At 74.2% G+C, this 24,560-nt stretch carries 20 protein-coding genes; 14 read left to right on the top strand and 6 right to left on the bottom strand.

The window, feature by feature from the left end:
• The first annotated feature begins 1 nt into the window (after position 1).
• From ABGA99_RS19305 to ABGA99_RS19350, 10 genes are all read left to right on the top strand, one after another.
• Positions 2-6,538 carry an amino acid adenylation domain-containing protein gene (locus ABGA99_RS19305; RefSeq protein WP_347583057.1) on the top strand — a complete coding sequence of 2,179 codons (6,537 nt, stop codon included), beginning with the start codon at positions 2-4 and terminating at the stop codon, positions 6,536-6,538.
• A gap of 133 nt (positions 6,539-6,671) precedes the next feature.
• Positions 6,672-7,835, top strand: coding sequence for a cytochrome P450 (locus ABGA99_RS19310; protein WP_347579300.1), 1,164 nt, complete (start codon positions 6,672-6,674; stop codon positions 7,833-7,835).
• Between the two features lie 8 nt (positions 7,836-7,843).
• Positions 7,844-9,058, top strand: coding sequence for a cytochrome P450 (locus tag ABGA99_RS19315; protein ID WP_347579301.1), 1,215 nt, complete (start codon positions 7,844-7,846; stop codon positions 9,056-9,058).
• Between the two features lie 25 nt (positions 9,059-9,083).
• Positions 9,084-9,341, top strand: a complete 258-nt coding sequence (locus ABGA99_RS19320) for a ferredoxin (RefSeq protein WP_347579302.1) — start codon at positions 9,084-9,086, stop codon at positions 9,339-9,341.
• A 154-nt stretch (positions 9,342-9,495) separates the two neighbouring features.
• Entirely contained in the window at positions 9,496-10,038 is a 543-nt protein-coding gene (locus ABGA99_RS19325; protein WP_347579303.1) for a hypothetical protein, read from the top strand.
• A complete protein-coding gene (locus ABGA99_RS19330; RefSeq protein ID WP_347579304.1) occupies positions 10,035-11,417 on the top strand; it encodes a peptidoglycan-binding domain-containing protein in 1,383 nt (460 codons plus the stop codon). The genes ABGA99_RS19325 and ABGA99_RS19330 overlap by 4 nt, the downstream gene beginning before the upstream one ends.
• The gene (locus ABGA99_RS19335) at positions 11,414-12,142 is read left to right on the top strand and encodes an ABC transporter ATP-binding protein (protein ID WP_347579305.1); all 729 of its coding nucleotides are present in this window, start codon (positions 11,414-11,416) and stop codon (positions 12,140-12,142) included. Before ABGA99_RS19330 ends, ABGA99_RS19335 begins: the two co-directional genes overlap by 4 nt.
• Positions 12,139-13,395 (top strand): ABC transporter permease, encoded by a 1,257-nt coding sequence (locus tag ABGA99_RS19340; protein WP_347579306.1) that lies wholly within the window; start codon positions 12,139-12,141, stop codon positions 13,393-13,395. Before ABGA99_RS19335 ends, ABGA99_RS19340 begins: the two co-directional genes overlap by 4 nt.
• 216 nt (positions 13,396-13,611) lie before the next feature.
• Positions 13,612-14,265, top strand: a complete 654-nt coding sequence (locus ABGA99_RS19345) for a response regulator transcription factor (RefSeq protein WP_347579307.1) — start codon at positions 13,612-13,614, stop codon at positions 14,263-14,265.
• Positions 14,246-15,415 carry an ATP-binding protein gene (locus ABGA99_RS19350; protein ID WP_347579308.1) on the top strand — a complete coding sequence of 390 codons (1,170 nt, stop codon included), beginning with the start codon at positions 14,246-14,248 and terminating at the stop codon, positions 15,413-15,415. Before ABGA99_RS19345 ends, ABGA99_RS19350 begins: the two co-directional genes overlap by 20 nt.
• A 21-nt stretch (positions 15,416-15,436) precedes the next feature.
• Here ABGA99_RS19350 and ABGA99_RS19355 read toward each other — a convergent pair whose 3' ends face one another.
• Complete coding sequence (locus ABGA99_RS19355; protein WP_347579309.1) at positions 15,437-16,471, bottom strand: hypothetical protein; 1,035 nt, start codon at positions 16,469-16,471, stop codon at positions 15,437-15,439.
• A gap of 241 nt (positions 16,472-16,712) precedes the next feature.
• On the opposite strand from ABGA99_RS19355, the gene ABGA99_RS19360 reads away from it, so the two are divergent.
• A complete protein-coding gene (locus tag ABGA99_RS19360; protein ID WP_347579310.1) occupies positions 16,713-17,570 on the top strand; it encodes a phytanoyl-CoA dioxygenase family protein in 858 nt (285 codons plus the stop codon).
• A gap of 101 nt (positions 17,571-17,671) precedes the next feature.
• On the opposite strand, the gene ABGA99_RS19365 is transcribed toward ABGA99_RS19360, so the two are convergent.
• The 3 genes from ABGA99_RS19365 to ligD all read right to left on the bottom strand — a co-directional run bounded on the left by ABGA99_RS19365 (position 17,672) and on the right by ligD (position 19,981).
• The gene (locus ABGA99_RS19365; RefSeq protein ID WP_018840830.1) at positions 17,672-17,845 is read right to left on the bottom strand and encodes a hypothetical protein; all 174 of its coding nucleotides are present in this window, start codon (positions 17,843-17,845) and stop codon (positions 17,672-17,674) included.
• Between the two features lie 125 nt (positions 17,846-17,970).
• A complete protein-coding gene (locus tag ABGA99_RS19370; RefSeq protein WP_347579311.1) occupies positions 17,971-18,876 on the bottom strand; it encodes a Gfo/Idh/MocA family oxidoreductase in 906 nt (301 codons plus the stop codon).
• Positions 18,877-18,970: 94 nt separating this feature from the next.
• A complete protein-coding gene (gene ligD / locus ABGA99_RS19375; RefSeq protein WP_347579312.1) occupies positions 18,971-19,981 on the bottom strand; it encodes a non-homologous end-joining DNA ligase in 1,011 nt (336 codons plus the stop codon).
• A gap of 49 nt (positions 19,982-20,030) precedes the next feature.
• Here ligD and ABGA99_RS19380 point away from each other — a divergent pair, with 49 nt between their 5' ends.
• Positions 20,031-21,116, top strand: a complete 1,086-nt coding sequence (locus ABGA99_RS19380) for an ATP-dependent DNA ligase (protein ID WP_347583058.1) — start codon at positions 20,031-20,033, stop codon at positions 21,114-21,116.
• Between the two features lie 95 nt (positions 21,117-21,211).
• Entirely contained in the window at positions 21,212-21,697 is a 486-nt protein-coding gene (locus ABGA99_RS19385) for a hypothetical protein (RefSeq protein ID WP_347579314.1), read from the top strand.
• A 29-nt stretch (positions 21,698-21,726) separates the two neighbouring features.
• Here ABGA99_RS19385 and ABGA99_RS19390 read toward each other — a convergent pair whose 3' ends face one another.
• Complete coding sequence (locus ABGA99_RS19390) at positions 21,727-22,272, bottom strand: type 1 glutamine amidotransferase domain-containing protein (protein WP_347579315.1); 546 nt, start codon at positions 22,270-22,272, stop codon at positions 21,727-21,729.
• Between the two features lie 241 nt (positions 22,273-22,513).
• Between ABGA99_RS19390 and ABGA99_RS19395 the strand changes: the two genes are divergently transcribed.
• A complete protein-coding gene (locus ABGA99_RS19395; protein ID WP_347579428.1) occupies positions 22,514-23,503 on the top strand; it encodes a zinc-binding alcohol dehydrogenase family protein in 990 nt (329 codons plus the stop codon).
• A 36-nt stretch (positions 23,504-23,539) separates the two neighbouring features.
• Here the strand turns inward: ABGA99_RS19395 and ABGA99_RS19400 are convergent, their stop codons facing one another.
• The gene (locus ABGA99_RS19400) at positions 23,540-24,544 is read right to left on the bottom strand and encodes a DUF3048 domain-containing protein (RefSeq protein ID WP_347583059.1); all 1,005 of its coding nucleotides are present in this window, start codon (positions 24,542-24,544) and stop codon (positions 23,540-23,542) included.
• Positions 24,545-24,560 lie beyond the last annotated feature (16 nt).

Below are 24,560 nucleotides of genomic sequence, written 5' to 3' on the forward strand. Positions count from 1 at the left end.
GATGAGCCGATCCCTGGTCGAGGACGTGTGGCCGCTGTCGCCGCTGCAGGAAGGCATGCTCTTCCACGCGGCGCTCGCCGGCACCGGACCCGACGTCTACACCGTGCAGTCCGCCCTGGACATCGACGGCCCGCTGGAGCCCGCGCGGCTGCGCGCGTCGTGGCAGGGGCTGCTCGCCCGGCACGCCGCGCTGCGCGCCTGCTTCCGCCAGGTCAGCGGAGCGAAGATGGTGCAGGTCATCGCGCGCGACGTGGAGCTGCCGTGGCGGGAGGAGGACCTGTCGGGGCTCGGTGAGGACGACGTCCGGGCCGAGCTGGACCGGCTCACGGCGCGCCGGCTCGCCGAGCGGATCGACCTGGCGAGCGCGCCGCTGATGCGCTTCCTCCTCGTACGCCTCGGGGAGAACCGGCACCGGCTGGTGATGACGTTCCACCACATCCTCATGGACGGCTGGTCGATGCCCGTCCTGCTCACCGAGCTGTCCGCCGTCTACGCGGCCGGGGGCGACGCCTCGCGGCTGAGGAGAGTGCCGTCGTACGGCCAGTACCTCGCGTGGCTGGGCCGCCAGGACAAGGCCGCGGCGCGCGACGCCTGGCGGGCCGAGCTGGCGGGCGCGGACGAGCCGACGCTCGTCGTCCCCGCCGACCCGACGCGGGCGCCCGTCTTCCCCGAGCATGTCCTGGGTGACGTCCCCGAGCACGTCACCCAGGGCCTGCGGGACCTGGCCCGTGCGGAGGGCCTGACCCTCAACACCGTGGTGCAGGGCGCCTGGTCGCTCGTCCTGGCCCGGCTGGCGCGGCGCACGGACGTCGTCTTCGGCGCCACCGCCGCCGGGCGGCCCGCGGAGCTGGCGGGCGTCGAGTCCATGGTCGGCCTGCTGCTCAACACCCTGCCGGTGCGGGTACGGCTCGACGGCGGGCAGCCGGTGACGGAGCTGCTGGCGGACCTGCAGCGGCGCCAGTCGGAGCTGATGACGCACCAGCACCTCGGGCTCCCGGAGGTGCAGCGCCTCGCGGGCCCCGGCGCGGTCTTCGACACGCTGGTCCTCTACGAGAGCTTCCCCCCGCCGCCCGCCGGGGCGGCCCGGCCCGAGGCGTTGACGATCCGACCGTCGGGCATGTCCCGGGATGCGGCGCACTACCCGCTGACGCTGGTCGTGACCCCGGCCGGGGACCGGCTGCGCTGCAAACTCGACTACCGGCCCGACCTGTTCGACCACGACGCGGCCACGGCGATCTTCCAGCGGGTGGTGCGGGTGCTGGAGCAGGTTGCGGCGGACCCGTCGGTGCGGGTGGGGGACGTGGAGGTGCTGGCGGCCGGGGAGCGGGAGTCGGTGGTGTCGGGGTGGAACGCCACGGAGCTGGCGCTGCCTTCGGGGTCGGTGCTGGACCGGTTCGAGGAGCGGGCCGGGCAGGCCCCGGAGGCGGTCGCCGTGCGGTGCGGGACGGAGGAGGTGTCGTACGGGGAGCTGGACGCGCGGGCGAATCGGCTGGCGCGGTATCTGCGGCGGTTGGGGGTGGGCCGGGAGTCGCGGGTGGGGCTGTGTCTGCCGCGTGGCGTGGAGATGGTCGCGGCCATGGTCGCGGTGTGGAAGGCGGGGGGTGCGTATGTGCCGCTGGATCCCGCGTATCCGGCGGAGCGGTTGGCGTTCATGGTCGCCGACAGCGGCGCGCAGGTGGTGCTGAGCACGGGCGACCTGGCGCCTGAGGGCGCGGTGCGGCTGGACGAGGTCGCCGGGGAGATCGCGGCGCAGTCGGTGGAGCCGCTGGGTACGGCGCTGGAGCCGGGACAGCTCGCGTACGTGATCTACACGTCCGGTTCCACGGGCCGCCCCAAGGGCGTGGCAGTACCCCATCGCGGCCCGGCGAACCTGGCCGAGGCGATGCGGCCGGTGCTGGGGATGGCGGAGGACGTGACGGCGCTGCAGTTCGCGTCGTTCAGCTTCGACGCCGCCGTCCTCGACGTCGCCGTCACCCTCGCCGCGGGCGGCACGCTGGCCCTCGCGTCCGACGAGGAGCGCGTGGAGCCCGCGGCGCTGGCGGAGATGGTCCGCAGGGCGGGTGTGTCCGTGGCCAGCGTGGTGCCGTCCCTCATGAGCGTGCTCGACCCGGCCGCGGTGCGGGGCGTACGGAACTGGGTGCTGGGCGCCGAGTTGCTGACCGCGGACCTGGCTTCGCGCTGGACGCGGCAGGCCAGGGTGTGGAACACGTACGGGCCGACCGAGGCCACCGTCATCACCACCGCCACACCGCTGGATGCGGACGTCGCCCCCGCCGACCCGCCGCCCCCCATCGGCCGGCCGATCGGCAACACCCGCACCTACGTGCTGGACGACTTCCTCCGGCCCGTGCCCCAGGGAATCACCGGCGAGGTGTACATCGCCGGCCCCGGTCTTGCCCGCGGCTACATCGGCCGCGGCGGACTGACCGCCGAGCGCTTCGTCGCCTGCCCCTTCGAGCCCGGCGCACGCATGTACCGCTCCGGCGACCTCGCCGCGTGGACGCCCGACGGGCAACTGGCCTTCCGCGGCCGCGCCGACGAGCAGGTCAAGATCCGCGGCTTCCGTGTCGAACCCGGCGAGATCGAAGCGGTCCTCGCCGCTCACCCCGACGTCTCGCGTGCCGCCGTCGTCGTCCGCGAGGACCGGCCCGGCGACCGCCGCCTCGTCGCCTACGTCGTCCCCGGCGGCCCGGAGGCGGACATCGACGCGCTGCGCGCACACGCCGCCGCCCGGCTGCCCGCGCACATGGTGCCCGCCGCCGTGCTCGTCCTGGACAGCCTGCCGCTGACGCCCAACGGCAAGCTGAACCGCGCCGCCCTGCCCGCCCCGGACTTCGCCGAGCGCGCCACGGGCCGCGCGCCCGAGGGCGAGACCGAGGAGGCCCTGTGCGCCCTCTTCGCCGAGGTCCTCGGCGTGGCACGGGTCGGCGCCGACGACAACTTCTTCGACCTCGGCGGCGACTCCGGCCTCGCGATGCGCCTCGCCGGGCGGGTCCGGGAGGACTTCGGCGCCGAGCTGAACATGCGGCAGTTCTTCGGCGCCCCCACCCCCGTGGGTGTGACGCGGATGCTGGCGTCGAAGACCCGCCCCGCGCTGCGTGCCGTCGAGCACCCGGACGAGGTCCCGGCGTCCGCCGGCCAGGTGCGGACGTGGCTGATGTCCCGGCTCGCCGAGGACTCCGCCGCGTACCGCACCTCCGTCGCGCTGCGCCTCACCGGCGAGCTGGACCGCCACGCGCTCCGCGCGGCGCTCGGCGACGTCGGGGCCCGCCACGACACGCTGCGCACCACCTTCGTCGCAGAGGGCGGCGCCGACCTGCGCCAGCGCGTCCTCGGCGCGGCCGCCGCCCGGCCCGAGCCCGAGGTGATCCCCGCGACCGAGGCGGAGCTGCCGGAGCTGCTGGCGGCCCGCGCCGTGCACGCCTTCGATCTCACCCGCGAGCTGCCGTGGACGCAGACCCTGTTCGCGCTGTCGGAGACGGAGCACGTGCTGCTCCTCGTCGTTCACCGCATCGCCGCCGACGACGAGTCGCTGGACGTCCTGCTGCGCGACCTGTCGGCGGCGTACGGGGCGCGCCGCGAGGGGCGTACGCCCGAACGTGCGCCGCTGCCGCTGCAGTTCGCCGACTACGCGCTCTGGGAGCGCGAACTCCTCGCCGGCGAGGACGACCCGGAGAGCCTGATCAGCGACCAACTGACCTACTGGAAGGACACCCTCGCCGGGCTCGCCCCGGAGCTGCGGCTGCCCGCCGACCGGCCGCGGCCCCAGCTCGCGGCGCACCGCACCGGGCAGGTTCCGCTGCGCGTCGAGGGCGACGTACACGAGCGGCTGACGGAGCTGGACGAGGCCGGCGAAGGCGCCTTCACCGTCGTGCAGGCGGCGCTGGCGCTGCTGCTCACCCGGATGGGCGCGGGCACCGACGTCACCGTGGGCGCGCTGCTGCCCCGGCGGGACGAAGAGGGCGCGCTGGAAGGTGTCGTGGGTCCCTTCGCCGGCCCGGTCGCGCTGCGCACCGACACCTCCGGCGACCCCACCTTCCGCGAACTCCTCGACCGGGTACGGGAGGCGAACCTCGAAGCGCGCCGCCACCAGGACCTGCCCTTCGAGCGCCTGGTCGACGTGCTGGAGCTGCCGCCGTCCGCGGCGCGGCACCCCGTGGTGCAGGTCATGCTCGACGTGCACGACGGCACCACCGACGAGGAGGACACCTCCGAGCTGCCGGGGCTGAGCACCGGCCGCCTCGACCTCGGCCCCGCCGCGTCCGAGCTGGACCTGTCGGTGACCCTCAGCGAGTGGTATCGCGCCGACGGCTCCGGGAACGGCCTGGACGGCCACCTGCGCTACGCCGCCGAGCTGTTCGACGCCGCCACCGCCGACGCGCTCGCCCGCCGCCTGGTGCGGGTACTGCGGCAGGTCGCGGACGACCCGGACGTGCGCCTCGGCGACGTCGACGTGCTGCTGGACCCGGCCGAGCACCACCGGCTCGTACGGGAGTGGAACGACACCGCGGCGCCGCTGCCGGACACCACCGTCGTCGGCCTGCTCGCCGACCGGGCGGCGCGTACCCCCGACGCCGTGGCCGTCACCGACCAGGACGGCGCGCTGACGTACGGGGCGCTGGACACCGCCTCGGGGATGCTCGCCCGCCGGCTGGCCGCCCGCGGCGTCGGCACGGAGGACATCGTCGCCGTGGCGCTGCCGCCGGGCGCCCGGCTCGCCGTCGCGCTGCTCGGCGTGCTCAAGGCCGGCGCCGCCTGCCTGTTCACCGACCCCGACCGGCCGATGCAGGCGCTCGCGCCCCTGCGCGGCCACCGGCCCGGCGCGCTGATCTGCACCGCGACGACCGCAGGACTGCTGCCCGGCGACCATGCGATGACTGTCGTCCCCCTCGGCAACCCCGTCCTGGCCGCCGCCCGCGGCACGTACGCGGGACCGGGCCCCGCCGACGAGCCGGGCCCCGCCCTGCCGCGGCCCGGCCACGCCGCGCTGCTGCTGGACTCCGCGACACCGCACGGCGTGCCCGCCGGCGTCGTCATCGAGCACCGCTCGCTGGTCAGCCACCTCGCCTACGGGCCCGAAGACTCCGCGACCGACGCGGGCACGCGGGAGGTGACCCTGGACGAACGCGCCCCGGTCGAGGCCGTGGTGACCCCGCTGCTCCGCGCGCTCTGCGCCGGCGAGAGCGTCCTGCTCGGCAAGCCCGACCCCCGCGCCGCCCGCCGCGCGCTCACCACCCGCGACCTGCTGTGGACGCTGGCGGAACTGCCCGCGGGCGACCCCTCGTTCGCGGAGGTCACCGTCGTCGAGGACGGCACCGCCGCCTCCGACGTCGACGCCCGCGAATGGCGCGCCCGGCATCCGGACGCCGCCCTGGTCACCGGCTACGGCCCGCCCGGCACCGCGGGACCCTGGCTGCACCACCGCACCGCCCCCGGCGCCCCCCTCCCCGCCGAGGTGCCCACCGGCAGTCTGCGGCCCCACACCCGCGTCTACGTCCTCGACGACCGGCTCCGCCCCGTACCGCCCGGTGCCGTCGGCGACCTGTACGTCGCCGGTGCCACCCTCGCCCGCGGCTACCACGGCAGCACCCGGCTCACCGGCGAGCACTTCGTGGCCTGCCCGTACGGCCCGGCGGGGGAGCGGATGCTGCGCACCGGCGAGCGCGCCAGGTGGAGCACGACGGGCCTCCTGACCGTACGCGACCGGCAGGCCGAGGCGCACGACGCGGCGCTCGCGCAGGCCCGCCGCCCCGAGGGCGGCGGCGGTCTCGGCGTGCTGCTCCCGCTGCGTACGGAGGGCAGCGGTCCGCCGCTGTTCTGCGTGCACTCGGCCACCGGCCTCGCCTGGAGCTACGCGGTCCTCGTGCCGCATCTCCCGCAGGACCGGCCGGTGTACGGCATCCAGGCGCGCGGCCTCGCGGGGCCGGAGCCGATGCCCAAGAGCGTCGCCGAGATGGCCGCCGACTACGCCGACGAGATGCGGACGGTGCAGCCCGAGGGCCCGTACCACCTGCTCGGCTGGTCGTTCGGCGGCATGCTCGCGCAGGCGGTCGCGGCCCGGCTGGAGGAGCAGGGCGAGCGCGTGGAACTGCTCGCCCTGCTGGACGCGTACCCGGGCGGCGGCGCCGGTACCTCGCTGTTCTCCAACGAGGACGCCGCAGGGCGTGCCGCCGCCACCTCCGCGCCGCAGGGCCGGCTCCTCGGCCCCGGCGGCGACGAAGCGGCGGTGCCCGGGGTCGGCGGCCGGCTGCGCTCGCGGATGGAGCAGGTCATGCGCAATTCGGCCGGGTTCGCGCCCGAGCACACCCCACGCCGTACGACGGGCGACCTGCTGCTCTTCGTCGCCACCGAGGACCGCCCGGCGCGGCTCCCCGTCGCCGACGCGGTCGAGAGCTGGAAGCCGTACGCCGCCGGAAACGTCGAACCGCACGAGATCGAGGCCAACCATTTCGGAATGCTGAAATCCGCCCCCGCGGCGCACATCGGCCGCATTCTTGCCGAGCGGCTCGGCATTCCGGACGGGGCCGAAGAGAAATGATGCGAACGCGCCGCGGGATACGGAATCCGGCACCCCGGAATCGGTATCCCGCGGTGCGGTTCGGAAAAGCGCGCCCTCAGGAACCGGCGGCGTGCAGAAAAGACGCACGAATTCAGCGAGAAGGAGCGCGCGCGTGGCCAAGTCACCGGAGATTCCCGTACACAACCGCAGGGACGGTCTCGAACCCCTGCCCGAGCTGCGCCGGATGAGCCGGGAGACACCGCTGCTCGAAACCCCCCGCGACTGGGTCGCCACCGGGCAGGCGGAGGTGCGCCAGATCCTCGGCGACGCGGACCGCTTCAGCACCATGCCGCCCGCCGACACCGAGGAGGACCGGCGGCGCCAGATCCAGGAGGGCAACCTCCTGCAGTACGACCCGCCGGACCACACCCGGCTGCGCCAGATGCTCACCGCCGAGTTCACCAACCGGCGGATGCGCAGGCTGGAGCCCTTCATCGAGGAGATCGTCGCCGAACGCCTCGACGCCCTCGAACGCGCCGGGCGGCCCGCCGACTTCATGCGCCACTTCGCCTGGCCCATCCCCGGACTCGTCAGCTGCGCGCTGCTCGGCGTGCCCCGCGACGACCAGGCGGAGCTGGCCCGCAACCTCGACATCAGCCGGGCCGGCAACCGCAGCCGCACACAGCAGATGACCGCCGGAAAGGCGTACGTCGGCTACATGGGCCAACTCGTCGCGCGCAAGCGCCGCGAGCCCGGCGACGACCTGCTCGGCATGCTCATCCGCGAACACGGCGACGACGTCAGCGACACCGAGCTGACCGGCATTGCCACCTCGCTCATGGCCGCCGGCTACGAGAACGTCGCCGGCACCCTCGGCCTCGGCACGATGCTCCTGATCAGCCACCCCGACCAACTCGCGCTGCTGCTGGAGAAGCCGGAGCTGACCGACCGTGCGGTGGAGGAACTGCTGCGCTACGTGTCCGTGATCGCCACCTCCTCGCCGCGTACCGCGCTCGCGGACGTGCCCGTCGGCGACGCGGTGATCAAGAAGGGCGACGTCGTGGTCTGCTCCCTGCTCGCCGTCAACCGGGCGGCCGGAGGCGGCGCCGGCCACGACGGCTTCGACATCACCCGCGAGGTCACCTCCCACATGGCCTTCGGCCACGGCATCCACTACTGCCTCGGCGCCCCGCTGACCCGCGTGCAGCTCCGGATCGCGCTCCCGCGGCTGCTGCACCGCTTCCCCGGGCTGCGCCTGGCCGTACCGCCCGAAGAACTGCGCTACCGGACGCTCGCGCCCAACTACGGCGTCGAAGCGCTGCCCGTCACCTGGTAGGGGATCCGATGCCACGCCGCCCCGGGCCCGCGCCCGTCTACACCCGCAGAACGCGCTTCGACCCCGCCGCGGAGTTGCGCGGGATCGCCGCCGAACGGCCTGTCACCAGGATCGACGTCGGCCCCGGCGACAGCGAGGAGCACGTCTGGCTGGTCACCGGATACGACGAGGTACGCCAAGTCCTCGGCGACCACGTCCGGTTCTCCACCCGCCGCCGCTTCGGCCGCGCGGCGCGCACGGACGGGACCAACTCCGACGACTACCGCCCGGACGACATGGTCGGGCAGCTCATGGACTACGACCCGCCCGAGCACACCCGGCTCAGGAAGATGCTCACGCCGGAGTTCACGGTCCGCCGGATCCGCCGCCTGCGCCCGCGGATCGAGGAGATCGTCGCCGACCGCATGGACGCCGTGGAGCGCGCGGGCCCGCCCGCCGACCTCGTGGAGCAGTTCGCGGCCCCCGTCTCCGGCGCGGTGCTCTGCGAGCTGATCGGCGTCCCCCGGGACGACCGCGACGCGTTCTTGCGCCGCGCCCGTCACCACCTCGACCAGGGCCGCAGCCGGCAGGCGCGGGCCGCCGCCGGCGCCGCCTTCTCGCGCTACCTCGCCGCCCTGGTCGCCCGGCAGCGCCGGGACCCCGACGACGGCTTCCTCGGCATGCTCGTACGCGACCACGGAGCCGACGTCACCGACAAGGAACTGCGCGGCGTCTGCGTGCTGTTGATGCTCGCCGGCCTCGACAACGTCTCCGGGATGCTGAGCCTCGGCACCCTGGTGCTGCTCGAACACCCCGATCGGCTCGCGGAGATCCGCGCGGACCCCGGGGCCGTGGACCGTACCGTCGACGAACTGCTGCGCTACCTGACCGTGCCGCACGCGCCCACGCCCCGCACCGCGCTGGAGGACGTCACCGTCGGCGGACAACTCGTCAAGGCGGGCGAACACGTCGTCGTCTCGCTGCCGACGGCCAACCGCGACCGCGCCCTGACCGCGGCCCCCGACCGCTTCGACCCCGCCCGCGAGCCCGCCGCCCACCTCGCCTTCGGCCACGGCGTCCACCACTGCCTGGGTGCCGCGCTCGCCCGCATGGAACTCGGCATCGGCTACGCGGCGCTGCTGAGCCGCTTCCCGCACCTGCGCCTCGCCGCGCCGGCCGCGGAGGTGCCGTTCCGGCTGCACGCGACCGCCTACGGCCTGGAGCGGCTGCCGGTCGCCTGGTGACCGGCAGCCGGGGAGGGAGACGACGATGGAGGTACGGATCGACCGCGACAGGTGCGTGGGGTCGGGGCTCTGCATGATGCATGTGCCCGCGGTCTTCGACCAGTCCGAGGACGACGGCAAGGTGCTGCTCACCACCGCGCACCCCGGCCCCGGGCTCGCCAGGTCCGTACGCGGCGCCGCCGGCCGGTGCCCCGGACGGGCCATCTCGCTGCACGACGACGCCGACAGCGCCGAAAAGGCCGGCCCGGCGGAGCGGACTACCGGTTCCGGCAGTCTTGCCTGAAGTTCTGCTGAGGAAAAGGCCCGCCCCCGCGGCGCGCTGAGCACGGCCGACAGAACCCCATTCATGGAATTCTCATGAAAGCCGCCGCCGACGTCCTGCGTCGGCGGCGTTCTGTATCCGCCCTGTGACCGGCGCTCGCGTAGAACTTGGGCCCATGTTCACCACACGCAAACGCGCATTCGCGCAGACCCTGCTCGCCTCGTCCGCACTCGTCGTCAGTGTCGTGCTGGCGGGGTGCTCCGACGATTCCGAGGCCGCCTCCTCCGACGGCGGCACGTCCGCCTCTCCGGGCAGCCCGTTCGACCAGGCGGTCGAGTACGCGCAGTGCATGCGTGACAACGGGGTGCCGGAGTTCAAGGACCCGGTGCAGGACACCGGCGGCGTCATGTTCAACCAGGGCGGCTTCGACCCGGAGTCCGCCGAGTTCAAGTCCGCGGAGGAAGCCTGCCGCGACAAGCAGCCGCAGCGCCAGGGCGGCCCGGGCGGCGGTGAGCCGCTGGACTCCGAGAAGGTCGCGGAGTGGGCCGAGTGCATCCGCCAGAACGGCGTGCCCGACTTCCCCGACCCGGAGATCGAGGGCAACAGCATGGTCGTGGACATCGGTGCCGCCGACCCGACGACGTTCGAGCCGGCCCGGCAGGCATGCCAGGACAAGTACCCCGGCGGCGGCATGCGGATCGGCGGGGGCCCGCAGTGACAAGCCGTGAGGAGACGGAGGAGCTGAACCTGCGGGAACGGCCACCGGGCGCGCTGGAAGTCCGGCCGCCCGGGCCGCTCACCGCGGGCGGCGACCCCGAGGCGGGCGGGTCCGGCGGCGAACTCGCCACCGCGGCCCCGCCCGCCGGAGGCGACGGCGCGCCGAGCGGCCCCGAGCCGGCGCGCAAGAGCCGCAAGCTGCGGATGGCGCTGATCGTGGTGATCGCGATCGGCGTCGCCGCGGCGGCCGGTCTCGCCGCCACCGGCGCGCTCGGCGGCGAGGACTCCGAAGAGCCCGCCGCCGGGCCCTCGGGACCGGCAGCGACGGCCCAGGTGGAGCGTACGACGCTCACCAGCAGCGAGACCGTGGACGGCACCCTGGGCTACGGCGACGTCTCCACGGTCGTGGCGATCGCCCCGGCGGGCGGCGGCGCCGACCCCGGCGCGGACCCCGGCACCGGCCAGCCGGCCGGCGGCGGCGGAACCGCGGCGGACTCCGGCGCCGGCGCCGCGGACACAGGCGCGGGGATCGTCACCTGGACGCCCAACGAGGGCTCCACGATCAAGCGCGGCGAGACCGTGTACAGCGTCGACGGCGAGAAGGTCCCGCTGCTCTACGGCGACACACCGCTGTACCGCACGCTGTCGGCCGGCAGCGAGGGCGGTGACGTCGAGTTGCTGGAACGCAACCTCGACAAGCTCGGCTACACCGGCTTCACCGTCGACGAGACCTACAGCTCGGACACCGCCGACGCGGTGTCCGCCTGGCAGGAGGACATGGGCCGGGAGCAGACCGGCGTCGTCGAGGCCGGCGACGCCGTCACCGCGGAGGGCGCCCGGCGCGTCGCCGCGCTGCAGACCTGGCCCGGCGCCAAGGCCGAGGGCGCGGTCCTCGACTGGACCGGCACCGAGCGGGTCGTCTCCGTGGAGCTGGACGCGCAGTTCGAGGACCTCGTACGGGTCGGCACCAAGGCCGAGATCGAGCTGCCCAACGGCACGACCGTGGACGGCAAGGTGACGGACATCGGCACCCCGCCCGCCGCCGCGGGTTCCGGCTCCGGCGCCGCGGGCGGCCAGGACGAGGAGGAGCAGGAGTCCACGCTGCCCCTGCAGTTGAGCGTCGGCCAGCAGGACAAGCTCGGCCGTTACCAGGCCGCGCCCGTCGACGTGGTGCTCAAGGCGGACACCCGCGAGGACGTGCTCGCGGTGCCCGTGAACGCACTCGTCGCCCGGCAGGGCGGCGGCTACGCGGTGCAGAAGGTGACCGCGGGCGGGAGCACCGAGGCCGTGCCCGTCGAGCTGGGCATGTTCGCCAACGGGCTGGTCGAGGTCACCGGCGACGGCATCGAGGAAGGCATGTCCGTGGGGGTTCCGAAGTGACCGTCCTCTCCCCTCCGGTAGTCGAGCTGACCGGGGTCACCAAGACCTACGGGGACGTCGCCGCGCTCCGTTCCGCCGACGTCGTCATCCGGCGTGGCGAGCTGCTGGCCGTCGTCGGCCCGTCCGGCTCTGGCAAGTCCACCATGCTCAACATCATGGGGACGCTCGACCGCCCCTCCGCGGGCACCGTCCGCATCGACGGCCACGACATCGAGCGGCTCAGCGACCGGGAGCTGTCGGCCCTGCGGGCGGGCACCATCGGCTTCGTCTTCCAGCAGTTCCACCTCGCCCCCGGCGTGCCGGCGCTCGACAACGTCGCCGACGGGCTGCTCTACAGCGGCCGGACCCGCTCGGAACGGCGCCGCCTCGCCGAGCTGGCCATGCGCCGCGTGGGCCTGGGCCACCGCCTCTACCACGAGCCGCACCAGCTCTCCGGCGGCGAGAAGCAGCGCGTCGCCATCGCCCGCGCGGTCCTCGGCGACCCGCCCCTGCTCCTCGCCGACGAGCCCACCGGCGCGCTCGACTCCCGCTCCGGGGCGGTCGTGATGGAGCTGCTGCACCAGCTCCACGAGGCAGGCACCACCGTCGTCGTCATCACCCACGACCGCGACATCGCCGCCTCCCTGCCCCGCGAAGTCCGCCTCAAGGACGGCGGCATCGAGCACGACTCCGCCCCCGCCGCGGCCCTCCCGGCCGCCCGGCTCTCCCAGGAGGCCGTCCGATGACCGCGCCGCACGCGACGGCGGAGCTCGACCGCGCGCAGCCGCCGGCGCCACCGCCGCCCACCCCCCCGAAGCCCGCCCGGATGACCCCGGCGGACGTGCTGCGGGCCGGGGGCTCGGGGCTGCGCTCGCGGCCCATGCGGGTGTTCCTCTCCGCGCTCGGCATCGCCATCGGCATCGCCGCGATGATCGGCGTCGTCGGCATCTCCACCTCCTCCACGGAGGATCTGGACCGCCGGCTGAACGCGCTGGGCACCAACCTGCTCACCGTCACCCCCGGGCAGTCGTTCTCGGGCTCCGAGGCCAGCCTGCCGGCGGAGTCCGTGGCCATGATCGGGGCCATCCCCGAGATCGAGAACGTCTCGGCAATCGGGCGCATCGACGCGAACGTCTTCCGCAACGACCGGATCCCGGAAGAGCAGACCGGCGGCCTCAGCGTCAGCGCGGCCCGTGTCGACCTGCCGGAGTCCGTCGGCCTGCAGATCACCGACGGCCACTGGCTGAACGGCGCGACCAGCCGCTACCCCGCGGTGGTCCTCGGCCCCAAGGCCGCCGAGCAGCTCGGGGTCTACGAGGCGGGGTCCGACTCGCAGGTGTGGCTGGGCGGCAGGTGGTTCACGGTCGTGGGCCTCACCGCGTACAACGAGCTGGTGCCGGAGCTGGATTCGGCCGCGCTGATCGGCTGGAACGTCGCGGAGGACGAGCTGGGCTTCGCCGGCACCCCCACGACGATCTACACCCGCAGCGAGGAATCCGCCGTCGCGGACGTGCAGTCGGTCCTCGGCGCCACCGCCAACCCGGAGAACCCCAACGAGGCCACCGTCTCCCGCCCCTCCGACGCCCTGGCGGCCAAGGAGGCCACCGACGAGACGCTCAGCGGCCTGCTGCTGGGACTCGGCGGGGTGGCGCTGATCGTCGGCGGTGTGGGCGTGGCCAACACCATGGTCATCTCCGTCCTCGAACGCCGTTCCGAGATCGGCCTGCGCCGCTCGCTGGGCGCCACCCGCGGTCAGATCCGCAGCCAGTTCCTCTGCGAGGCGCTGCTGCTGTCCGCGCTCGGCGGCCTCGGCGGCGTGGTCCTGGGCATCGGGGTGACCGTCGGCTACGCCACGTCCCAGGACTGGGCGACGGTGGTGCCGGTATGGGCGATGGCCGGCGGCATCGGCGCGACGCTCCTCATCGGCGGACTCGCCGGGTTCTACCCGGCGGTGCGCGCCGCCCGGCTGCCTCCCACCGAGGCTCTGGCCACCACCTGACGTACCGGTGCACCGATCCGGGGGAATCGGCACGGTGCCCCGCTACGCAGAGATGTCCACGCAGACCGCGGTGCCCCTGCTGTCCCCCCGAGCAGCGGGGGCTCCGCTCCCGGAGTTCCACCGCCCAGCCGGCCGGGCGAGCTGGGTCCCGGCCGCACCAGCCCTGTGACCTCGGCTGTTACCGGGGACTTATGCGGTCTCCGGCACGCTGACGCCATGCGTGTGCTCATCGTGGAGGATCACCGGGAGCTGGCCGAGACCGTCGCCACCGGACTGCGCGAGGACGGTATGGACACGGACCTCGCGTACGACGGGCAGGAGGCCATCGACCGTGCCACGAGCAGCGAGTACGACGTGATCGTGCTCGACCGCGACCTGCCCCGGCTGCACGGCGACGAGGTGTGCCGCGCGCTGACCCGGCACGGCAGCCGCACCCGGGTGCTGATGCTCACCGCCTCCACCACCGTCGCCGACCGCGTCGACGGCCTCGGCCTCGGCGCCGACGACTACCTGACCAAACCCTTCGCGTTCGCCGAGCTGATCGCCCGCATCCGGGCCCTCGCCCGGCGCCCGTCGAACGCCGTGCCGCCGATCCTGACCCGCGGTGACCTCACCCTCGTTCCCGCGCAGCACCTCGCCAGCCGCGGCGGGCGCCGGCTCGACCTGTCGCGCAAGGAACTCGCGGTGCTGGAGCTGCTGTTGTCCGCGCAGGGCGCCGTGGTCTCCGCCGAGGAACTCCTCGAACGGGCCTGGGACGGCGCCGCCGATCCGTTCACCAACGCCGTGAAGGTCACCGTCAGCAGGCTGCGCCGCAAGCTCGGCGACCCGCCGGTGATCGAGACCGTTCCCCATGCCGGATACCGGATCTGAGCCCGCCCGCCGCGCCGGCCGCCGGTTCCGCTGGACGGTCCGGCTCCGGCTGACGCTGCTGTACGGCGCGCTGTTCCTCGTCTCCGGCGTCGCGCTGCTCGCCATCACCTATGCGCTCGTCGCCCGCGGCAACGCCACCAAGGGCGTCCTCGTCAGGTTCGACGCCCCCCAGGCCGGCGGCCAGAGCGACCCGGACATCCGGCACGTGGCCACAGAGCGCCACGAGGCCGCGCTGCAGGCCCTGCTCGCGCAGTCCGGCATCGCGCTCGCCCTCATGACGGCCGTCTCCGTCGCCCTGGGCTGGGTGATGGCCGGCCGGGTGCTGCGGCCGGTACGGATCATGGCGGGCCGGGCCCGGCGGATCTCCGAGCACAACCTGCACGCGCGGCTGGCCATAGCGGGCCCCGACGACGAACTGAAGGACCTCGGCGACACCTTCGACGGGCTGCTGTCCCGGCTGGACGCCGCGTTCGAGGCCCAGCGCCGGTTCGTCGCCAACGCCTCCCACGAGCTGCGCACGCCGCTGACGCTGCAGCGCGCGATGGTCGAGGTGGCGCTGTCCCGCCCGGGTGCGGACGCGGCGTCGCTGCGTGCCGTGTGCGAGCGGGTCGTCGCGGCGGGGGAGGAGCAGGAGCGGCTGATCGAGGCGCTGCTGACGCTGGCAGGCAGCCAGAGCGGGCTGGTCGCCGCCGAGCCCGTCGACCTCGCCGGGGTCGTATGCGAGGTGCTGCACGACCGCACCCGGGCCGCACCAGGCACCCTGGACCTGCACTCCTCGCTGCGCCCTGCGGTCGCCTCCGGCGACGAACGGCTCATCGCCCGCCTCGCCGGCAACCTGGTGGAGAACGCACTGCGTTACACCCCGCCCGACGGCTGGGTGCGGGTCGCCACGGACGTCAGGGAGACGGGCTATCCGATGCTGCGGGTGGTCAACAGCGGCCCACGGATCCCCGTGGAGCGCATCCCCGGCCTGTACGAGCCGTTCCAGCGGCTCCAGCCGCGGGCGGCCGGCGGCGGCTACGGCCTGGGGCTGTCCATCGTCGGCGCCGTCGCCGCCGCGCACCGCGCGGAGGTGACCACCGTGCCGGGGCCGGAGGGCGGGCTCGCGGTCACGGTCGAATTCCCGCCGCCGGACCCGGCGGACTGGTGAGCGCAACGGGGGAGCGGCCCGTCAGCTCGCGCCGATCATCTCCACCTCGCCGCCGAGCTGTTCGACCTTGCCGTCGTCCGGTACGTGCGCCGCGTTCTGCACGGCGTAGTACTCCCGCACGCCCAGCGGCTCCTTCTCCTTGACGTACAGACCGGTGGCTTCCCCCGGGACGATGTGGAAGCCCGGCCGGGTGGCGAAGTCCACGCGCGCGTCGTACGAGTTGAAGACGGCCAGCGCGCCGCCGTCGGCCGTGCGCAGCGCGTAGACGTCCGGGAAGGCGGGCTCGTACGCGTCGTCCCACTTGCGGTTCCGGGTCTCGAACTCGGTCTCGAAGGAGCCGTCGTGCTCGGGCCTGATCCAGTCCCGGCGGGTGCTGTGGTCCTTGACCATGTTCTTGCGCACCTCGCTGGCCGCGAGGAGCCTGCCGTCCTTCTTGCCGCCCGAGACATAGAGGTCGTTGACGGCGTCGTCGAGGCCGTCGAGCGCGGTGGCGCCCACCTCGGCGCCGGGGGCCAGCACGGTCGGCAGGCCGCCGTCGCCGCGGGCGACCTCGGGGATCCGGCCCTGGATGCCGACGGACGCGACGTTCTTCCATGTGCCGCCGCCGGCACGCTCGAAGACCAGCAGGCTGCGATCGCCCTCGTCGTAGCCGGGGCCCTCCACGGGGGCGTCGACCATGTACCAGTCGCCGCGGGCCGGGATGTAGTACCGGGCCTCGTCGGCACGGTAGTGGAACGGCTTCTTGTAGAGCTTCTGGTACTTCTTCTCGTACGTGGGGAACTGCCGGTACTGCGCCTGGCTCTGCTGGTACAGCGCGCCGCCCTCGACCTCGCCGAGCGCCTTGCGGTCCAGATCGGCGTTGGCCGCGTTGTTGGTCTCGACGTAGTGCTCCAGCACCTTGCGGGCCTGGCTCTCGCTGATCACCGGGCGGGGCCGTGCCTTCTCGTCGCCGGAGCCGGCCGTGTCGTCGTCCGAGTCCCCGCTGCACCCCGTGGCCAGCAGGAGCGCGGCCAGACCCGCGGCGGCGGTGGATATGGCGGTCTTCTTCGTGCCCATGGGCGTTAACCCCCCGATGTGGTCAAGATCAGTGGTCGGGGGCGAGTCTAGGCACTGGCCCCGCGCCGCCCGCGCCTACCCCCGAACGCCGCGGGCGGGTAAACCCCGTGGCGGACAGCGGCGCCGCGTGGCTACGGTGGGCGTCATGCGAACCGGATTCGTTTGACGCTGACGGGCCCGTGGCCCTCCTCCCTTCCGATGCGCGAGACGACCTGCCATCGAGACGAGAGGAGACGACGCCGTGACGTCGTTGTTCAGCCACCAACAGATCGAGCACTTCCGCGCCTTCGGGTACGTGGTGCTGCGCGGCCTGCTCACGCACGAGGAGACCGACCGGCTCACCGCCGAGGTGACCGCCGGCCTCACCGACGCCTACGGCGGGCTCGGCACCGACACCGACCCGTACGGCGAAGGCGGCATCCGCGGCGACTACGTGCCGCTGGCCGCCGACCGGACGCCCTTCAGCCAGTCGCTGATCGCCGACGACCCGCGGCTGTTCCAGGGCTCCGCCGAGCTGTGCGGGCGGATGACCGTGCCCGCGGTGCCCAGCGCGGTGTGCTTCACCGGCAACTCCGGCTGGCACACGGACGTCGGCCCGGACGTGCCCGGCGTGACGTTCCTGGCCCACCTGGAGCCCCGTACCGCGCGGACCGGCGCGCTGCGGGTGCTGCCCGGGTCGCACGACCCGGCGTACGCCCGCCGGCTCGCCGCGTACCACGATCTCGACCCCGCCAACCAGGGGTTCCCCGGCTGGCCGATGCCCGAGGCCGTGCTGCCGACGGAGCCGGGCGACGTGCTGGCCTTCGACGCCCACCTGCTGCACCGCTCGGTGGGCGGCGAGAACCGGCTGGCGTGGCGCACCGAGTATCTGGGATGGCCCGGACTCGGTGACGCCGACGGCATGCGCGTGGTGGGGGAGTTGCTCGCGGAGGACGAGTACGAGGGCGCCGGGTTCGACCGGGCGCGCTGGCCGGAGTGGGACGAGTGGGCGGCCGGGGCCGCGGGGATCGCCTCGCGGCAGACGGCGCTCGACCGGCTGCGCCTGCTGGGCGTCGTCCCCGAGGCCCGTACCGCCGCCGAGGGCCGGGGCGGGTCCTGACGCGGCACCGGAGACAGCCATGGCCCCCGCCGCTCGGGCGGGGGCCACGGCCCTTCTCTCGACGCGAGTTCGCGGGCCCCGACGGGGCCTTTCGGCGACGGCTACCAGCGGTACCAGCGCGAGCGCCGGGCGCCGCCCGTGGGCGTGGCTCGCATCACGAATCCCAGCAGCCACACAACGAGTACGACCACCGCGATCCACCACAGCGCCTTCACGGCGAAGCCCAGGCCGAACAGGAGCAGCGCCAGCAGAAGTACCAGCAAGATGGGAAGCATCTTGTCACCTCCGCACGACGGGTCCCCCGTAAGCCCGCGGCTACACCCCCCGGCCGGCTGCCACGGCCGCGCCGGACGTCCGGGAGCGCGGCCGACGGAGAACGGGGGTGCCGCCTACGGAAGGCTCACGCCCCCGCGGCCGGCAGCCCTTCCTCGGCCGCGGCGAGGATTTCGGTCACGCGCATGCCGAGGTGTACGTCGCGGGGGTCGGGCCGGCCGCTCTCGGCCGCCTCCAGCAGCGCGTCCACGGCCCGGACGAACGCGGGCACGGGCCCGTCGTCGTCCCGGTCCGGAGCCGTCTGCACGCCCGGTGTGCCGTGCAGTTGCACGGTGACACCGGATGCCTGCGGCGGGATGGTGTGGCTCAGCGTGCAGGAGCTGGACGCGCCCGAGGCATGCCGCAGCGTCAGATGCACGGTGTCGCCCGGGCCACGGGCGGAGGTGACGGCGCCGGGCGCCGCCGGGTCCACGTCGCCGAGGACCGGCAGCAGCATCGACAGCGCGTGCGGCCCGACGTCCCACAGCGCGCCCTTGTCACCGCGCCAGGGCGAGGCCGCGTACGGGGAGTCGGCGCCCGCGAAGACCGGCGAGAGCCAGTCGGCGCGGCCCACCAGCCAGCCCTCCTCGCCGGCCCGCTCGGCCAGCCAGCCGGCGGTCTCGTCGCGGAAGCGGAGCGTGAAGAAGACCACGGAGGCGACCCCGGCGCGCTCCACCGCGGTCACCACCCGCCTGGCGGCGGCCACTTCGGTGGCGACGGGCTTGTCCAGCAGCAGGTGGCAGCCAGCCGCGGCGGCCCGCTCCGCGAGCGGCGCCTGCACGTCGGGCGGCAGCGCGACGGCCACCGCGTCGCAGTCGGCGAGGAGAGCGTCCACGTCCTCGTACGCGCGGGTGGAGAAGCGGTCGGCGAGCGCACGGGCCGCCTCCGGACGCCGGCCCCACACGCCGGCGATCTCCGCCCGCGGGTGTGCCTGCAGTCCGGGGCCGTGCGCACGCTCTGCCCAGGGGCCGGTGCCGAGGAGTCCGAATCGCATGCGCAGAGTCTACGATCACGCCTGCGCCGCAGGTCGGGCGGCCCGTGCCCGGGCGGCCGGGCACGGGTTCCGCCGCGCCGTCCCGCTCCCGCGGTCACTCCTCCTGCCGCGCCCTGCTGGGCTGCACGCGCTTCGGCTCGCCCGCCATCTTCGGATGGTCCGGCGGATAGGGCATGTCGCCGTGGCCGTGGTCCTGCTCGTGCCGCGCGGACAGCTCCAGCAGTGAGGTGATGTCGAAGGCGTGCTCGTCCATCTCCGCGTGCACGTCGCCCACCTCGGCGAAGCGTTTCGGCATGGTGACCAGGTCGAAGTCGTCCGGCTCGGCGTCGTCCACCTCCTCCCAGCGCAGCGGCGCGGAGACGGGCGCGTGCGGGTGAGGCCGCACCGAGTAGGCGGAGGCGATGGTGCGGTCGCGGGCCATCTGGTTGTAGTCGACGAAGACCTTCTCGCCGCGCTCCTCCTTCCACCAGGCGGTGGTGACCTGCTCCGGCATCCGCCGCTCCAGCTCCCGCCCGGCGGCGATCACCGCGCGGCGCACCTGCACGAACGTCCAGCGCGGCGCGATCGGCACGAACAGGTGCATCCCGCGGCCCCCGGAGGTCTTCGGCCAGCCGGTGAGCCCGTGGTCGGCGAGGACGGCGCGCATCTCGTGCGCAGCGCGTACGGCGTCGGCGTAGTCGGTGCCGGGCTGCGGGTCGAGGTCGATGCGCAGCTCGTCCGGGTGTTCGGTGTCGCCGCGCCGCACCGGCCAGGGGTGGAACGTCAGCGTGCCGTACTGGGCCGCCCAGACGACCGCCGCCGGTTCGGTGGGACACATCTCGTCCGCGTACCGGCCGCTCGGGAAGGTGATGCGGGCGGTGGGGATCCAGTCGGGTGTGTTCTTCGGCGCACGCTTCTGGAAGAACGACTCACCGCTTATCCCCTCGGGATAGCGCTCGAGCGTCGTCGGCCGGTCCCGCAGTGCCCGTACGATGCCGTCGCCGACGGCGATGTAGTACCGCGCGAGGTCGAGCTTCGTGTAGCCCTTCGCCGGGAAGAAGACCCGGTCCGGGCTGGACAGCCGCACGGTTCTGTCGCCCGCTCGGAGCTGAATCGCTGCACCCATGTGCGCAACGGTAAGGCGGATGTCCGAATCCCGCCTTACCGTTGCGCACATGGATCTGCCGGTGATGCCCCCCGTGAAGCCGATGCTCGCCAAGCCGCAGAAGAAGCTCCCGCCCGGGATGCTCTACGAGGCGAAGTGGGACGGCTTCCGCGCCATCGTCTTCCGTGACGGCGCCGAGGTCGAGATCGGCAGCCGCACCGGCAAGCCGCTCACGCGCTACTTCCCCGAACTGGTCGAGGCGCTGAAGGCCAATCTGCCCGAGCGGTGCGTCGTGGACGGCGAGGTCGTCATCGTCCGCGGCGACCGGCTGGACTTCGACACCCTCACCGAGCGCATCCATCCCGCCGACTCGCGGGTGCGGATGCTCGCCGAGCAGACGCCGGCGAGCTTCGTCGCGTTCGACCTCCTCGCGCTCGGCGACGACTCGCTGCTGGACACCCCGCAGTCCGAGCGGCGCGCGGCGCTGCTGCGCGCGCTGGCCGACGCCACGGCGCCGGTGCACATCGCGCCGGCGACGCCGGACCTGGCGGTCGCGGAGGAGTGGTTCGAGCAGTACGAGGGCGCCGGGCTCGACGGGATAATCGCCAAGCCGACCGATCTGCCGTACCGGCAGAACGAGCGGGTGCTCGTCAAGGTCAAACACGAGCGCACGGCCGACGTGGTGCTCGCCGGCTTCCGCTGGCACAAGTCGGGGCCCGTGATCGGCTCCCTGCTGCTCGGCATCAACGACGACAAGGGCGTGCTGCAGCACGTGGGGGTGTGCGCGGCGTTCTCGATGAAGCGGCGGGCCGAACTGGTCGAGGAGCTGGCGCCGCTGCGGATGGAGACACCCGAGGAGCAGGCGACGCACCCGTGGGCCGACTGGGCGAAGGAGGACGCGCACGAGTCGGCGCGGCTGCCGGGGGCGCCGAGCCGGTGGAGCGGGCAGAAGGACCTGTCGTGGGTGCCGCTGCGGCCGGAGCGGGTCCTGGAGGTCGCGTACGACCACATGGAGAACGGGGCCCGCTTCCGGCACACCGCGCAGTTCCGCCGCTGGCGCCCGGACCGTACGCCGGAGAGCTGCACGTACGAGCAGTTGGAGGAGCCGGTCAGGTACGACCTGCACGAGGTGCTGGCCACCCGCACGAAGGAGTGAGCGCCCGGCGCCCGGCGGCTTGACGGAACCTGCCGGTCAGCCGGAGTTGGCCTGCCGGACCCGCCGCCTTCGCCGGCCCCCGGCACCATGTCTCCATGGATGCCACCGCCCTGGCGCGCTCGCTGTTAGAGCCCGTCCCCGCCCACCGCACCGCCGGCCTCACGGTGCTCCGCGCCATCGACGGCGCCGCCGAGGTCGCCGTCGAGGCCCCCGGTGTGCTCGGGAACGTCATCGGCTCGCTGCACTCCAGCGGCCTCGCCACCCTCGTCGACGCCGCCGCGCTCGCCGCGATCCTCTCCGCCGGCGACGCGCCCGGTGAACTGGACGGCGTGCTGCCGCTCGGCGCGTCCGCCTCGTTCGAGTACCTGGCGCCCGCCCGCGGCCGGCTCATCGCCTCCTGCAAGCTCAGCTCGTCAGCCGTCCAGGTGCTGCGCCCGGTCCTCGCCGGCACCGCCGACCGGGCCCGCATCAGCACCCAGGGCGTCGTGACCGACGAGCAGCACGCGGTGGTGTGCCGCGGCGGGTTCGAGTGGAGCGTCCGCCGCGTCACCCGGACCGCGAGGATCCGCCCCGGGGGCTGACGCCCCGCGGCCCGGCCGCGCCGGCCGGCTCAGCCCTGCGCGGCCTTGGCGAACTCCGACAGGAACGCCTCGCCGAACGGCTTCAGGTCACCCGGCTTGCGGCTGGTGACCAGCGTGTTGGGCCCGTCGGTGCAGATCTGGACCGGTGCGTCGACCCAGGTGCCGCCGGCGTTGCGGATGTCCGTCTGCAGGCTCGGCCACGAGGTGAGGGTGCGCCCGCGGACGACATCGGCCTCGACCAGCAGCCACGGCGCGTGGCAGATCGCCGCCACCGGCTTGCCCGCCCGGAAGAACGCGCGGGCGAAGGCCACGGCGTCCGCGTCCATCCGCAGGAAGTCGGGGTTGGCGACGCCGCCCGGCAGCACGAGCGCGTCGTACTCGTCGGCGGTGGCATCGGCGACAACCTGGTCGATCTCGAAGGTGTCCGCCTTGTCCAGGTGGTCGAACCCCTGTGCCCGGCCCGGCCGGGTGGAGACCAGCCGGGGGGTGTGGCCGGACTCCGTGACCGCCTGCCACGGCTCGGTCAGCTCGATCTGTTCCACACCCTCGGGGGCGACGAGAAATGCGATGCGCATCAAGGCACGTCCTTTCGACGATCATGGCGTTCACCGATCACGGCACGTGCTGCCGATGATCACCTCCGATCTCCTTCCGCGAGTGCGACCTGCGGGTACCCGGCGTGGCGTCCTCGAACACCCCTGCGCGTACGGCCGGGGGCATCCGAGGTCGCAGGGGAGTGCACCGCCCGGCGCGTCGTGGACGGGGGGAACCGGGGCCCGCGAGGATGGGGGCATGGGAGCCACGCTGCCGACGACCATGCGGGCCTGGGTCGTCACCGCGAAGGGCCGGCTGGAGCCGGTGGAGCTGCCGGTGCCCGAGCCCGGGCCCGGCGAACTGCTCGTCCGGGTCGAGGCGTGCGGTGTCTGCCGTACGGACCTGCACGTCCGCGACCACGACCTCCCGCCGCACAAGACGCCCGTCGTCCCCGGCCATGAGGCGGTCGGTGAAGTCGTCGCGGCCGGGGCCGCCGCCGAGCGGCGCATCGGATCCCGCGTCGGCATCCCCTGGCTGCGCCACACCTGCGGACAGTGCCGCTGGTGCGAGCGCGGCCAGGAGAACCTCTGCCCCTACTCCCGTTACACCGGCTGGGACGCGGACGGCGGTTACGCCGAATACGCCGTGGTGCCCGCCCCGTACGCGTACGCGCTGCCCAAGGAGCCCGCCGCCGAGGAGCTGGCGCCGCTGCTGTGCGCCGGGATCATCGGCTACCGCGCGCTGCGGCTGGCGCACCTGCCGCGCGGCGGCCGGCTCGGCCTCTACGGCTTCGGCGGGTCCGCGCACCTGACCGCTCAGCTCGCCCTCGCCGAGGGCGCAGAGGTGCACGTGCGCACCCGCTCCCGGGCGGCGCAGCGGCTCGCGCTGGAGCTGGGCGCCGCGACCGCGGAGGGGGCCGACGAGCCGGCGCTGGAGCCGTTCGACTCGGCGGTGCTGTTCGCGCCCGCCGGCGAACTGGTGCCGGTCGCGCTGGCGGCGCTGGACGCCGGCGGCACGCTCAGCGTGGCGGGCATCCACCTCACCACCATCCCGGAGCTGGACTATGAGCGGCACCTGTTCCGCGAGCGCGTGCTGCGCAGCGTCACCGCCAACACCCGTGCCGACGGCCGCGAGTTCCTCGCTGCCGCGGACGCGCACGGGGTGCGCGCGACCGTCACCCCGTACCCCTTCGACCGGGCGGACGACGCCCTTGACGACCTCGCGGCGGACCGGGTCAGGGGCGCGGCGGTGCTGCGGATGGACGCGGGGTGAGGGCGCGAACGGCCGGGGCGGTGCCCCGCGGCGCGGTCAGCCGCGCGGCACGTACACGACCCACACCTGGCCTTCGGCCACCGGCATCGGCTCGCCGTCCGGCGTCGTGAACACGGTGCGGTCCGCCTCCGTCGGCCGGTCCCACTCCGCGGCGTACGCGCGGCCGTCGCGCAGCACCGTGGCGTCGCCGGAGCCGACGGTCTCGGTGAACGGCGAGTTGTTGCCCCACCGGTCGCCGAACCCGCCCTTGCGGATCGTCGTCTCCTGGATCACCACCGTCGGCGGCGCGAGCCGGGTGCCGCCGCTGGTGGCCGGCGTGCCGTCCATGGAGACCTCCCAGCCGCGGCGTTCGGCCGACCAGTCGAAGGTGAAGCTCGCGGCCGGCATCTCCACCGTGCGCTCGCCGGTCTTCCGGCCGCCGGCCGGGGCCTCGCCGGTCTCGTAGAGCGACGCGGCGTCCATGCCGGCGAGTTCGGGGGCGGCGTCGGTGACGCGCTCGGGGCGCAGGTACAGGTTGTGCGGGATGGGCCGGTCGGTGCCGCGGAAGTACGCGCCGGGCAGTTGCTCGGGCGGCACCGGGCGCAGCGGGGCGCGGTTGATGTACGGCTTGAGCTTGGACTGCGCGCCGGAGTACGCGAGTACGGGGTCGTCGTACTGCGCGAGCAGCTCCAGGTCCGTCTCGCGGGCGCTGCGCACCGGCCCGACGACGTCGGGGAGCCCGGAGGCGTAGACGGCGAGGAAGCGGCTGATGCCGGCCTCGACGCGCTCCACGTGCACGACGTCGGCCTGTTCCAGGCCGGTGTGCGGCCGGGCGGCCGCGGCGTTGTCCAGCTTCACGCCGAGCACCGGGCCCTCGGGCGCGTACGGCTCGTCGGTGGGGGCGGGTGAGGGCGACGCGGACGGGGAGACGGGGGAGGAGCGGGGCTGGGGGCGGTGCGCCTGTTCCTCGGTACCGCCGTGCGACCGGGCGAGCAGCACCGCGGCGACGGCGACCGCGGGCACCAGGAGCGCCGCCGCTGCGGCCGCGTGCTTCTTGTTCAACGAACCCCCCACTCGG

It is taken from the genome of Streptomyces sp. B5E4, assembly GCF_039871555.1.
Classification (GTDB): Bacteria; Actinomycetota; Actinomycetes; order Streptomycetales; family Streptomycetaceae; genus Streptomyces.

Coding starts and splice junctions, on each gene's coding strand:
- ABGA99_RS19345 (WP_347579307.1), top strand. CDS start 13,612: ATGCGTGTGCTCATCGTGGAGGATCACCGGGAGCTGGCCGAGACCGTC.
- ABGA99_RS19370 (WP_347579311.1), bottom strand. CDS start 18,876: ATGCGATTCGGACTCCTCGGCACCGGCCCCTGGGCAGAGCGTGCGCAC.
- ABGA99_RS19355 (WP_347579309.1), bottom strand. CDS start 16,471: ATGGGCACGAAGAAGACCGCCATATCCACCGCCGCCGCGGGTCTGGCC.
- ABGA99_RS19305 (WP_347583057.1), top strand. CDS start 2: ATGAGCCGATCCCTGGTCGAGGACGTGTGGCCGCTGTCGCCGCTGCAG.
- ABGA99_RS19320 (WP_347579302.1), top strand. CDS start 9,084: ATGGAGGTACGGATCGACCGCGACAGGTGCGTGGGGTCGGGGCTCTGC.
- ABGA99_RS19350 (WP_347579308.1), top strand. CDS start 14,246: ATGCCGGATACCGGATCTGAGCCCGCCCGCCGCGCCGGCCGCCGGTTC.
- ABGA99_RS19365 (WP_018840830.1), bottom strand. CDS start 17,845: ATGCTTCCCATCTTGCTGGTACTTCTGCTGGCGCTGCTCCTGTTCGGC.
- ABGA99_RS19385 (WP_347579314.1), top strand. CDS start 21,212: ATGGATGCCACCGCCCTGGCGCGCTCGCTGTTAGAGCCCGTCCCCGCC.
- ABGA99_RS19340 (WP_347579306.1), top strand. CDS start 12,139: ATGACCGCGCCGCACGCGACGGCGGAGCTCGACCGCGCGCAGCCGCCG.
- ligD (WP_347579312.1), bottom strand. CDS start 19,981: ATGGGTGCAGCGATTCAGCTCCGAGCGGGCGACAGAACCGTGCGGCTG.
- ABGA99_RS19325 (WP_347579303.1), top strand. CDS start 9,496: ATGTTCACCACACGCAAACGCGCATTCGCGCAGACCCTGCTCGCCTCG.
- ABGA99_RS19315 (WP_347579301.1), top strand. CDS start 7,844: ATGCCACGCCGCCCCGGGCCCGCGCCCGTCTACACCCGCAGAACGCGC.
- ABGA99_RS19380 (WP_347583058.1), top strand. CDS start 20,031: ATGGATCTGCCGGTGATGCCCCCCGTGAAGCCGATGCTCGCCAAGCCG.
- ABGA99_RS19395 (WP_347579428.1), top strand. CDS start 22,514: ATGCGGGCCTGGGTCGTCACCGCGAAGGGCCGGCTGGAGCCGGTGGAG.
- ABGA99_RS19390 (WP_347579315.1), bottom strand. CDS start 22,272: ATGCGCATCGCATTTCTCGTCGCCCCCGAGGGTGTGGAACAGATCGAG.